We start from the raw sequence: 11,277 nt of genomic DNA on the forward strand, positions 1-11,277 counted from the left end.
CTCCTAAAGCGGGTGTCGCAGGTTCGAATCCTGCCTGGGGCACAGAGCAAAGGGCCAGCTCAGAGACTTGCACCTCTGAGGCTGGCCCTTCTTTATGGGGAGCCCGCGCCACAAGCGCGCCACTCAGCCGCTGCGTGGCGGCGGTGAAGCATTGCCGTTCTGCTGCTTCCGGATCATCTCGCCCAGCTTGTCGGCGATGGCCCGGTCGCGGTCGCTGGTCATGTGCTGGTAGATCAACGCGGCCCGCGTCGTGCTGTGGCCCATCCTGGTCATCAGCTCCCGCGTGCTGGCGCCAGCGCTGGAAGCGAGCGTGTTCCCGGTGTGACGGAGATCGTGGAAGTGCAGTTCTCCGGTCACGCCGGCCTTGTCGCGCGCGGCCACCCAGACAGCCCGAAAGTTGCTCCGCCGAAGCCTGCCACCGTGGGGGCCGACGAAGACGTGAGCATCCGGGCCGGGCGCTGCGAATAGCTCCAGGTGGCGGACCACGTCGGGCAGGATCTCATCGGGGAAGGAGATCGGCCGGACTCCGGCTGCCGACTTGGGCGCCTTGTCGGTGAGGTGCCCGTTCTGCATCTCCGCCTGAGCCCGCCAGACGCGGATCACGCGAGTCGATACGTCCACGTCCTTCCGGCGCAGCGAGGCCAGCTCACCGAACCGGAGAGTCGTGAAGGAAGCCAGGAGGATAGCCAGCCGGAAGCGAGGCTGTACCACGTCGGCGACCGCGAGCACTTCCGCAATGGTGAGGACGGGTCGCTCCGGCACGTCATACCGGTCGGCGCCCTTGACTCGACAGGGATTCCGGCGGATCAGTCAGGCCCAAGGAGCCCTGACCGAGTCGCAACAGCTTACGGCCCCCTGATCATGCTCGACCCCAGACCGGACAGGACACCGCCCAAAGCCGCTCCACCAGCCGCGCGGTACTGGTCGCAGAGTGGAATCCCTTCCGCTGGGTTGGCTCGTCCGGCATCATGGCCGCCGTGAAGTGGATCTATGCGCGCACCAGTGGTCAGATGTTCCTGCTGTTCCTGAGTCTGTGGGCAGTCCTGTACCTGGCTCTGTTTCTCGCGCTGGGCCTATCGTCTGGTTGGGATGCTGGTTCTTGGCTCACCGTCGGGGCGCCCAGCACTTCCTTTGAGCTGTCATTTCTCGTCAGCCTTGCGCTGGTCTGGCGTCGGCGCGTGGCCCGGCGACGCTGAGTCCGATACGCGCCGTAGCCGTGCCACGTATGGGCGGAGATCAAGTCGGGGCTCGGACGCAAGACGGCACCGGGCGGTGAAGTCCCGGAGCCGTCTCCGGGCCCTGAAAGGTCGATCAACGCCGACCAACGATGACAATCGGTGACAGCATCAGCGCTGGTTAGCGGGCCGGACCTACCTAGCACCGCAGTTCATCGAGGTGACTGATTAGTAGACCGGCAACTGATCACGACAGGTGGGGAGTGGATGGGCGTGCCACAGTCGTGCCATGTGGGACGGGGAACCAGGGGGAACTTCGGTCCGTCACGGTCGGGCAGTGGAAACCGCGCAGGTGCTGGACGTGCAGGCCAGCGGGCGTACCAGTGATGTCTGGCCGCCCTCGCTCCTAAAGCGGGTGTCGCAGGTTCGAATCCTGCCTGGGGCACAGAGCACGACCAGCGCAAACGCCCCGGACCGGTCGAGGTCTGGGGCGTTTTGACGGTAACGGCCTTCGTGGCAGGCGGTGATCGCTGCACGATGTGGATTCGAGTGACATCCGAATTCCGGGTATGCAGGGTCACCCGGGGACCGCCGTCAACGTCCTCGCCTCACTGCTCTGTGGGTGTGGTCCTGGACGCCGGTCCCTAACCGACCAGGCGGCGGCGCCAGTCCAGAGGGGTGACGGTGATGGCCCGGCCGGGGTCACGATCCCACTCGGCGTGAAGTCCGACTGCTTCGAGGGCAGCCACGACCTCGTGACCGATGGCTGCAGTGGTCTCGGACGAGCCGTCGAAGCCACCGTAGAGGAGCGTCAGTCCGTGGCCGGCCGCGGCGGAGTCCGTGCACTGGCTGTGGAAGTAGACGAAGCCGCGGGCGTCGGGCCTGCCTTCGCCGCCGATCGCCGGCCGCCGAGACGAGGAGCGTGCGACGCCGTTGGATTGGGCGATGTGGCTCGGAACCCTTGCTGTGTCTGTTTCCAGCGGGTTGAAGTAGAGCCGGTGGGGCGATGGCTTTGGGAGCACAGGTTCGGCGGTGGGAACCGGAGCTATTTAGCGTGATGGTGTACGACATGCCGCTTTTGGAGTAATCGGGGTTTTGGGCTGTTTGGCCGCTCACGCTGTGATCGTTGATCCCGGTCGTGTCAGGAGACCCGTGTGTACAGGTCGCGTGAGTGGATCTTTGAGCGGATCCGCCGGGACCGGCGTTTGGGCCCGGCGGTGTCGGGGCGGGCGTTGGCCCTGCGGCACCGGGTGTCGCGGAACACGGTGGCGAAGGCCTTTAGCGCCGTCGGTGCCGGCGAAGCGGAAAGAGCCGCCGCCGCGGTGGAGCGTGCTGGAGCCGGTGAAGCCGTTAATCGACGCGATACTGCGGGCTGATGTGGGCGCGCCGAGGAAGCAGCGCCCCACCATCGACCGGATTGTTCAGCGGCTGGCGGGCGAGCACGATTTCGAGCTCGCGGCGTACTCCCTGGTCCGCGACCACGCCGTCAGGCGGCGCCCGGATGCGGAAGGCGGCTTCACCAGGACCCAAGAAACGTTCTGGGCCGCGGCCAAGAAGGCGGGGGACCGGAAGGCGCCCGGATGCTGATCGAGGTGCTGCTGCACCGGCAGTTGCCCGCCGACGCGGTGATGGCCGGGTGGCCACCGTCCTTCGGGTCGGCTCGGTCGGCAGCGACCTGGGGGCGACGGTGATGCCTGCTGTCCTGTGTTGATTAGACACTCCCCTCCTGCGGCCCTGCCGCCCTGAGCAGCTTCGAAAGAGGGCCAAGGGCAATGGCGGACCGATGAGAGGAAAAGCGTCAGAGTGACTGAGTACGACATGACGGTCGAGGGGCTGCTGGCGGCGGTGGAACAGGCGCCACCAGTAGATTCCGTTGCAGTGGTCGCCCAGGTCCTTGCCGGGCAGATGGATGCCTGTGAGGTCCGCTTCTGGATCATCGATTTCACCGGCGATGTCTTGCTGTCTCTACCGGTGGGCAATGACGGGGAAGGCGGGGAACAACACCACATCGACCTTCGCGGCACGCTCCACGAGGAGGTGATCCGCTCCCAGCAACTGCATATCACCCAGACCCCCGGGCCGGTGAGCGGATACCAGGTGCTGGCACCCGTGACCACCCAAGGAGATGCCATCGGCATCCTGGAAGTGACCACAACCATCAAGCCCAGCCCACGTCACAGCCACCAGATCGCGCAGGCCGCCCAAGCCCTGGCCTACGTCGTCACCTCCAACCGGCGCTTCACCGACCTCTACGAATGGGGCCGGCGCAGCATTCCGCCCACCCTGGCCGCTGAGATCCAGCACAACCTTCTCCCGCAGGCTCTGTCCTGTGAAGCAGGGCCGATCACTTTCGCCGGCGCCCTCCAGCCAACCCACGACATCTCCGGCGACACCTTCGACTACAGCCTGGACAGGCAGACCCTGCACGTCTCCATCACCGATGCCATGGGCCACCACACCTTCGCCGCACTGCTGGCCTCGCTCATCGTCGGTTCCCTTCGCAATACCCGGCGTGCCCGGATCCCCTTGGCCGAGCAGGCCCGGGCAGCACACCAGGCCGTCCTGGACTACGGCCAAGACGCCACCGTCACGGGCCAGCTCCTGAACATCAACCTGTCCAACGGCCACGCCCTGTTCGTCAACGCCGGCCACCCCTGGCCACTGCGACTGCGCAACGGCCGGGTCAGCGAGATCCAACCGGAAGTGGACCTGCCCTTCGGTGCACCCTGGGACGGCCGCTACCGCGTTCAGGACCTGGACCTGGCCCCCGGAGACAGACTGGTGCTGATCACCGATGGGATGACCGAACGCAACACCACCGCCCTGGACCTCCCCGCCCGCATCGAAGCCGACGCCGCTCTGCACCCCCGGGAAGCCGTCCGGTCCCTCATGCGCGCCCTCCGCCAAGCCACTCAAGGAAACCTGCTGGACGACGCCACCGTCGTCTGCCTGGACTGGCATGGCACCAGCTCCAGCCAGCACACCAGCGCGACCAGCGCCGACACCTCCCCGAACCGCCACTGACGCACATCGGAACGCGAACACCACCGCAGCCCGCGCTCAGCACACGGAGTCGGGCCTCCTGGCAAGTCTCGGACTTCCTTGCGTTCGTCCTGTCCGGTGCCATGGACCTGTGGCACGGGAGGTCCCGGGCCTGGGCTGGGTGGAAATGCGTGGACAGCTCTCCGCCGGGCCCGGCAGAGTGGCCGACCGTGACGAGCAGTGAGCTGTGGACCCGTGCGACCGCCGAGCGCTACGACGCCGAGGAGAACGCAATGTCCTCGGCCGCTGTTCTCGGGCCGACTCTCGACTTCCTCACCGAACTCGCCGGGGACGGCCGGGCACTGGAGTTCGCCGTCGGAACCGGCAGAGTGGCCGTCCCGCTCCGGGAACGCGGCGTGTCCGTCGTGGGCATCGAGCTGTCCGAGCACATGGCAGCGGTCCTGCGGCGCAAGATCGACGAGGAGGGACTGCCGGTCACCATCGGCGACATGGCCACGACTGTCGTCCCCGGTGAGTTCACCCTGGTGTATCTCGTCTACAACACGATCTCCAACCTGCTCACCCAGGACGAGCAGGTCGAGTGCTTCCGCAACGCCGCACGCCACCTGATGCCTGGCGGCCGCTTCGTCATCGAGCTGGAGACGCCGCCGCTGCGGCTTCTGCCGCCCGGGCAGGTCGCGGTGCCGTTCGACGTCTCCGAGCGGCATCTCGGCTTTGACACCTTCGACGTGGTCGAGCAGATGCTGGTCTCGCACCATCTCACCCTGGACGGCGACGACGGCCGCTACCGCCGTGGCAGCTCGCGGCACCGGTATGCATGGCCGGCGGAGCTGGATCTGATGGCACGGATCGCGGGGCTCAAGCTGGAGCGGCGCGTCGCGGACTGGAACGGGGCAGCGTTCACCCAGGACTCCTCGAAGCACATCTCCGTGTGGCGCAAGCCGGCCTGAGGCAGTCCCTTCCGGTCCGGCCCACGGGCTGGGTCGCCCCGGATGGAGCCGACGGCGGTCCGTGACGGCAACGGAGTCGTACGGAACGGATGGAGGCGGCACCCCGGGGACCCTCTCGTCGGGGGATCGGCCGGTGGCCCGGCGCGCCTGCGAGGAGGGGCGAACCCCCGGCGAACTCCAGAAGCGGGTGTCGCAGGTGCGTACCCGGCCCGGGCACATGGTGCAGCGGTCAGCTCCAGCCGGGAGCAGGGGGTTCGGCGCCGCTGAACCAGTGGGCGGCGAAGACCCCGGGGGCGGGGTACGGGTGCGCCGGGTCGGTGAGCATGCGGAAGACGAACTCCGCCGTGGTCCCGTGGTACCGCTCCCAGGGGACGGGGCCGACGTCCCGGTGGAGGACGGGCCAGCGGTCGGGATCGGGGTCCTCGGTGAGCCAGCAGAAGTCCTGCTCGTGTTCGCTGCTCGCCCACCACAGCAGCCCGCCCGGCGCCGGGAAGGGCCGGTACGGTTCCCACTGGCTGCTGCCGTGCCCTTCGGCGAACCCGGCGAGGTCCTCGGCATGCCGTCTGATCCGGTCCGGCAGGTGGATGTCGAGGTAGCCGTCGAAGGTGCCGTCTCCGAACCGCTCGATCAGTTCCTTGTAGTCGCTCGGCAGGGCGGTGCCCAGCCGGGCCTCGGCCGCCGCCCAGTCGGCCTGGCTGCGCCGGTCCGGGTCCCAGCCCGTGAGCAGCACGAGTTTGTCCACCCAGGAGGCGTCCGCCGGCAGTTCGTCGGGCTCCGGGAGGCGCCGCTCCGCGACGAGTGCCACCGGGCGTGTGTCGCCGTCGTCGCCGCGGACCGTGCCGCAGCCGACCCACCTCCCGCCGTACATCCAGGCGCGCATCGACACCAGCCGCGCTCCGAAGGGAGCGAGCAGCGGCAGTCCGGAACGGTCGTTCACCGCCGGGTCGACGTCGCCGTCCACAGCGAGGGCGCGGGGGCTTCCATGCCGGCACGAGAGCTCCTCGGCCAGCAGGAACAGGCTCTCGAAGTCCGGCACGTCCAGGCAGGTGTGGCCCGCCCTGTGTCCGTCCACCTCGCAGCGGGGTCTCCGCAGGTGGTCCAGCGCGCCCTGGTACAGCGGCTCCACGAGGGCGTCGAGAAGTACGGTCACGTCCATGGCGAGCAGTCAAGCACCCGGCACCGACAGCGACGGCCGGTCAGTTCCTGCTGCAGACAGCGGCCGGCCGGGATGCGCCGAGGCGCTGACGATGGCCGCCGGCGGCGGGCGGCACCGGCCCCCGTCAGTGGATGCAGCCGCATCCGGAGGCCGTCCCGGTCGAGGCAGGGATCGCGGCCGGGTCGGCCTGTGCGGCGGAGGTGCGGCAGGCGGTGGTGCCGCAGCACGCCCTCCGGGGCGTCCGCGGTGCCCTGGGCGGCGCTTTTGCCGAGGGTGTCGGCGTCGGCCTTGACCACGTACACCTCCCAGGGCTCCTGGCCGGGGCCGGTGACCCAGAGCTTGTCCCGGAGGGCGTAGCAGCGGGAGGTGTCGTTCTCCTCGAAGGTGGCCAGGCCTGCGTTCCAGGCGCGACCGGCACGACCGCGTCCACCGCGGGGCGTGGGCGCAGCCTCCCCGGGCGCACGGCCTGACCGGCGCCCGCGGAGGGGCTCAGGGGGGCCGGACGGCGGGCGGCGCACCCCGAGGCGTTGCCGGGGTACGCCGCCCGGGTCGGGCGGGGGCGGGCCGGCCCTCGGGTCGCGGTGACCGTTCGCGGAGCCGGCCCGATGGGTCATGGGGGTGCTCCCCGCGTCAGAGGCTGTGGGCGGTGATGTCGCCGTAGGCGGTGGTGGCGTGGATGGCGAGGGGGGCGTCGGCGCCTTCGGTGTTCCTGAGGGCGTTGTGGATGCGACCGTGGGCGGTGCCGGCGTCGAGGGTGGCGGAGACGGTGCGGGCGGCGCCGACGGTGATGTCGCCGTGTTCGGTGCGCAGGGTGACGGTGCCGTGGTGGGCTTCGGTGATGTGGAGGTCGCCCTTCTGGGTGGTGAGCTGGGCGGGGCCGTTGAGGCGGCCGAGGGTGATGTCGCCGGCGGCGAGGGTGAGGTGGGCAGTCCGGGTCTCGTCGAGCTTGACGGTGGCCTGGGCGGCTTCGAGGGTGACGTCGCCGAGGCGTCCGACGCCGCGCAGGTCGGCGTCGGCGGCCTTGGCCCGCAGGTGGGAGCCGGTGGGGAGCTGGACGGTGATCTCCAGGGTTCCGGAGGGGCCGAGGACGCGGCCTGCCGCTGCGGGGGTGTGGATGTGCAGGACGCCGTCGGTGTAGCTGACCTGGGTCTGCTCGGCGGCCTTGACGTCGCGGCTGCGGGAGGCGTCGGCGGGCAGGACCTCCACGGTGGTGTCGGCCCGGTCGGCGGCGATGAGCCGGATGTGCCCGGCGGGGATGTCCAGGACGGCGGTGACCGGGGCGGCGGTGGCGAACTTCTGCATGGTGCGCTCCTTCGAGATCCTGTTTCCGATGCAGGAAACGCTACGTTGCGTTCGCAGTACTGGCAACGCCCTTGTTGTGCTCAAATCCCTTTGCTGCAGGTAAAGGCAGGGAAATCATTGCAATGGTCCTGCGACTGAAGCAACGGCCTTCAGTGACGCCCGTTGCAATGGAATGGCGGTGAACGCTATGCGCGAGGCGCCGCCCGTGCTCACCGCCACCGAACCCGTCCGGCGACCCGCGGCGGACTGGAGTGCCGGCGCCCCGTCCACTGCCGCCGCGAGCACCACGCCGTTGCCGACGGGGGCCGGGGACCCGCTCCGTCCGCTGAGGGGTGCGTCAGTCGGCCGTCAGGCGTCTTCGGCGGACGGGACCGCGGACAAGGGCGACGAGAGCGCCGCGGCCGCCGGACCGGCATTCCCAGCGGATGGCCGGGCGACTACGTTGAGGGCCGGGAGTCCGCGCCTCGCGTGGACCTTGGCTGCGAGGAGAGGGTTCCGCACATGAGCAGGTCGGTGACGGCGGTCAGCAGCAACAGCGAGTACTCGTTCACCAAGCCGAACCGGGAGAGCATCACCCTGCTCGCCGGCCTCGGGGTGGAAGGGGACGTGCACGCCGGTGTGACGGTCAAGCACCGCTCGCGGGTCGCGCAGGACCCCACCCAGCCGAACCTGCGTCAGGTCCACCTCATCCACGGGGAACTCTTCGACGAGCTCGGCGAGGCGGGTTTCCGCGTGTCCCCCGGCGAGCTCGGGGAGAACATCACCACCCGCGGTGTCGACCTGCTCCAGCTGCCGGTGGGCACCCTGCTGCAGCTGGGCGCCGAGGCCGTGGTGGAGGTGACCGGACTGCGCAATCCCTGCCTGCAGATCGACAACTTCCAGGACGGGCTGCTGAAGCAGGTCGTCGGCCGCGACGACCTCGGCAACATCGTGCGCAAGGCCGGGATCATGGGCATCGTGAAGGAAGGCGGAGTGGTGCGCCCCGGCGACGCGATCGAGGTCAAGCTGCCGGATGGGCCGCACCGGCCGCTGGAGCGGGTCTGAGCCGGACAGTCCTCGCCGTTCAGGGCAGGCGTCCGGGAGATTTCCGAACCCGCGCCGGGGGAAAGCCGCAGCCGTGCAACCCTCACCCCGCCTCAGGGGTCTTCACGCTGTCACATCCTCGCCCGAACAGCGTGAAAGGCCTCCGTGCACCAGAGAAGATCCGTCGCCGTCCTGACCGGCGGCGCCCTGTCCGCCGTCGCCCTCGGCGGTCTGCTGGCCGCCGCCCCGCAGGCGGCGGCCGCCGATGTCACCTGCTCGACCAACGTCTACAAGCGGACGTTCTACAAGAACACCACGTTCTCCGGCTCCCCCGTACGGACCGACTGCGACGGCGCCATCAGTCAGAGCTGGTCCGGCAGCCCGGCCACCGGTGTGCCCTCGAACAACTTCGGTGTCCGCTGGTCCGTGACGCGTGACTTCGGCTCCGGCGGCCCCTTCACCTTCGCCGTCTCCGCCACCGACGGCGTCCGCGTCCACCTGGACGGGGTGCGCAAGATCGACCTGTGGAAGGGCACCGGGGACACCGCCCGCGCCAAGAGCGTCAACCTCACGGTTCCCTCCGGCAGGCACACCCTGCGAGTGGACTACGTGAACTGGAGCGGCGCCGCCAAGGTCGCGTTCACCTACACGCCCCGGACGTCGTCCGCGTACGACAGGACGAAGCCGCTCGCGCCCACCGGCGTGAAGACCGCCTACAGCACCAAGTCCCGCAGGACCACCGTCTCCTGGTCCGCCAACAAGGAGATGGACCTGGCCGGCTACTCCCTCTACCGGCGGCCCGTCAGCTCCGGCACCTGGACGAAGGTCGCCACGACCACCGCCCGCAGCTACACCGATCCGCTCGTCAACCCCGACGACCGCACGCCCTACTACTACGAGGTGCGCGCCAGGGACAAGGCGGGCAACACCTCGTCCGGCAGTGCGGACACCATCGTCCGCCCTCTGCCGGTAGTGACCTCCCTGACCGGCACGTACGCCAAGGCCACCGGCAGGGTCACCCTGAAGTGGCCGCTCAACACCGAGCCGCAGTTCGACCACTACACGGTCCTCAGCAACGACCTGGTGGACGGCTACTACCGGTGGGTCCCGCTCGGCACCACCAAGGGCAGCACCTGGACCACCGCACCCGTCACCGCCGACGGTGAGACCCGCCACTACCGGGTCCTGGTCACCAACGACAACGGGACCACCACCTACAGCGCCAACGGGCTGGACGCCACCGCCGCCAACGAGCTCTGGCTCGACATCCCCGACGGCATTCCCCCGGCGGTGGCCCCCGACCTGTCCCTGAGCTCCTGCGCCGGCGGCGTCCAGGCGACCGCGACCGGCTACACGCCCGCCGCGATCCGCGACTTCAGCGGCTTCGAGATCCAGCGCCGGGTGTCCGGTGCGGCCACCTGGACGGTGGTCCTGCACAAGGGGTACGACCCGCGTCTCGACCCCGCCACCGCCACCGTCTGCGACCCGCTGCCGGCCGACGGGCGCACCTATGAATACCGGGCCCGTACCTATGACGCGTCCGGCAACTACTCGTCGTACAGCGGGACCCTGGCGGTGACCCGGCCGGTCGGCTGACGCCGGGCGGGACGGCACGGGGAACCGGACCCGGCCGATGCGGCACACCCCGGGGGCGCGGCGCCTGGCCGTGCCCCCGGGGTGCGCCCGCCCCCCGCGCCGGGGGGACGGGCCCCGGAGGGCCCCCGGCACCGGGACGGGACGGTCAGTACCGGGCGCCGACGGGGGCCGGGATGGCGTCGAGGTCGGCGAGGTCGGCCGCGGACAGCCGGACCTCTGCGGCGCCCGCGTTGTCGGCGAGGTACCCGGGGTTCTTGGTGCCGGGGATGGGGACCACATGCGGGCCCTGGGCGACCAGCCAACTTCTACCGGGGCACCGGCAAGGGCACCTTCAGCACCCGACGCCTGATCGGCTCGGGAATGGATGCGCTCAACTCCATCACGGCCGTTGGCGACATCAACCACGACGGGCACAACGACCTGCTCGCCGTCAGCAACAGCAAGCGGGCGGACCACGGCAACCGACTCGTCCTCTACACGGGCAAGGGCGACGGCACCTTCAACGCGGGCCGTGTCTGGGCGAACGGCTGGAGCGGAGTGGGGGGTCTTTTCTGACGGGGTCGGTGGCGGCTGTCCGTACGCAGACGGCCCAGGCATTGACCGTCATGGGTACCGGGCTCGGTGCGGCCCTCAGTCCGCCGCCGCCTCCTCCTCCGGGTTCAGGCGGGTGACGAACTGGGGGCCGCGCTGCCGGGGTGCCCAGCCCAGGCGCCGCGCACGGCGGACGGCTACGGCCACCAGCGCCGGGGTGATGACGGTGCCGTGTTCCACCCAGGTCACCATCCGCCGGCCGCCGTCGTCGGCGTCCTCCACCACGATCGCCAGGCCGGGTTCGTCGTCGGGCGCCACCACCCACCGGTAGCGGTGCCCGTCCACCACGGCGATCCTTGTGCCCTTCCTCGCCAGTGCCATCGTGCCCGGGCCCTCCCTGCCGCGCCGTCCCGCCGCGGCGATTACAGCTCACCCGGCCCTCCGGCAGCAACGCCGCCGGGCGTTGGCAGGTGCGCCCGATCCCGCACAGGACATGGAGACGCCCCCTCGGCCGGCAGCGGTGCTGCGGGTGGCCGAGGGG

At 69.9% G+C, this 11,277-nt stretch carries 12 protein-coding genes and 1 pseudogene; 7 read left to right on the forward strand and 6 right to left on the reverse strand.

Going from position 1 to position 11,277, the window contains the following annotated elements; genetic code table 11:
- Positions 1-123: 123 nt before the first annotated feature.
- A pseudogene (locus tag AOK09_RS16880) lies at positions 124-810 on the reverse strand (tyrosine-type recombinase/integrase); the annotation flags it as partial.
- A 167-nt stretch (positions 811-977) separates the two neighbouring features.
- On the opposite strand from AOK09_RS16880, the gene AOK09_RS16885 reads away from it, so the two are divergent.
- Positions 978-1,196 carry a hypothetical protein gene (locus tag AOK09_RS16885; protein ID WP_157875924.1) on the forward strand — a complete coding sequence of 73 codons (219 nt, stop codon included), beginning with the start codon at positions 978-980 and terminating at the stop codon, positions 1,194-1,196.
- Positions 1,197-1,819: 623 nt separating this feature from the next.
- Here the strand turns inward: AOK09_RS16885 and AOK09_RS37850 are convergent.
- Positions 1,820-2,197, reverse strand: coding sequence for a DUF6891 domain-containing protein (locus AOK09_RS37850; RefSeq protein WP_407675409.1), 378 nt, complete (start codon positions 2,195-2,197; stop codon positions 1,820-1,822).
- Positions 2,198-2,504: 307 nt separating this feature from the next.
- Here AOK09_RS37850 and AOK09_RS16890 point away from each other — a divergent pair, with 307 nt between their 5' ends.
- From AOK09_RS16890 to AOK09_RS16900, 3 genes are all read left to right on the forward strand, one after another.
- The gene (locus tag AOK09_RS16890) at positions 2,505-2,762 is read left to right on the forward strand and encodes a hypothetical protein (protein ID WP_055588038.1); all 258 of its coding nucleotides are present in this window, start codon (positions 2,505-2,507) and stop codon (positions 2,760-2,762) included.
- Between the two features lie 231 nt (positions 2,763-2,993).
- Positions 2,994-4,199, forward strand: coding sequence for a PP2C family protein-serine/threonine phosphatase (locus AOK09_RS16895; protein WP_055588039.1), 1,206 nt, complete (start codon positions 2,994-2,996; stop codon positions 4,197-4,199).
- Between the two features lie 188 nt (positions 4,200-4,387).
- Complete coding sequence (locus AOK09_RS16900) at positions 4,388-5,128, forward strand: class I SAM-dependent methyltransferase (protein WP_055588040.1); 741 nt, start codon at positions 4,388-4,390, stop codon at positions 5,126-5,128.
- Between the two features lie 229 nt (positions 5,129-5,357).
- On the opposite strand, the gene AOK09_RS16905 is transcribed toward AOK09_RS16900, so the two are convergent.
- Entirely contained in the window at positions 5,358-6,284 is a 927-nt protein-coding gene (locus tag AOK09_RS16905) for an SMI1/KNR4 family protein (protein WP_055588041.1), read from the reverse strand.
- Between the two features lie 630 nt (positions 6,285-6,914).
- Positions 6,915-7,586 carry a DUF4097 family beta strand repeat-containing protein gene (locus tag AOK09_RS16915; RefSeq protein ID WP_055588042.1) on the reverse strand — a complete coding sequence of 224 codons (672 nt, stop codon included), beginning with the start codon at positions 7,584-7,586 and terminating at the stop codon, positions 6,915-6,917.
- 501 nt (positions 7,587-8,087) lie between these two features.
- On the opposite strand from AOK09_RS16915, the gene AOK09_RS16920 reads away from it, so the two are divergent.
- Together AOK09_RS16920 and AOK09_RS42170 are read left to right on the forward strand one after the other, a co-directional pair.
- Positions 8,088-8,630, forward strand: a complete 543-nt coding sequence (locus AOK09_RS16920; RefSeq protein ID WP_175609310.1) for an MOSC domain-containing protein — start codon at positions 8,088-8,090, stop codon at positions 8,628-8,630.
- A 144-nt stretch (positions 8,631-8,774) separates the two neighbouring features.
- Complete coding sequence (locus AOK09_RS42170; RefSeq protein WP_055588043.1) at positions 8,775-10,205, forward strand: fibronectin type III domain-containing protein; 1,431 nt, start codon at positions 8,775-8,777, stop codon at positions 10,203-10,205.
- 145 nt (positions 10,206-10,350) lie between these two features.
- Here AOK09_RS42170 and AOK09_RS43205 read toward each other — a convergent pair whose 3' ends face one another.
- On the reverse strand, positions 10,351-10,503 hold the full coding sequence (locus tag AOK09_RS43205; RefSeq protein WP_107101358.1) for a hypothetical protein: 153 nt from the start codon (positions 10,501-10,503) through the stop codon (positions 10,351-10,353).
- A 62-nt stretch (positions 10,504-10,565) separates the two neighbouring features.
- Here AOK09_RS43205 and AOK09_RS16930 point away from each other — a divergent pair, with 62 nt between their 5' ends.
- Entirely contained in the window at positions 10,566-10,760 is a 195-nt protein-coding gene (locus AOK09_RS16930; RefSeq protein ID WP_055588044.1) for an FG-GAP repeat protein, read from the forward strand.
- A gap of 75 nt (positions 10,761-10,835) precedes the next feature.
- On the opposite strand, the gene AOK09_RS16935 is transcribed toward AOK09_RS16930, so the two are convergent.
- The gene (locus tag AOK09_RS16935; RefSeq protein WP_055588045.1) at positions 10,836-11,117 is read right to left on the reverse strand and encodes a hypothetical protein; all 282 of its coding nucleotides are present in this window, start codon (positions 11,115-11,117) and stop codon (positions 10,836-10,838) included.
- Between the last annotated feature and the right edge of the window lie 160 nt (positions 11,118-11,277).

The organism is Peterkaempfera griseoplana (assembly GCF_001418575.1).
GTDB lineage: Bacteria > Actinomycetota > Actinomycetes > Streptomycetales > Streptomycetaceae > Peterkaempfera > Peterkaempfera griseoplana.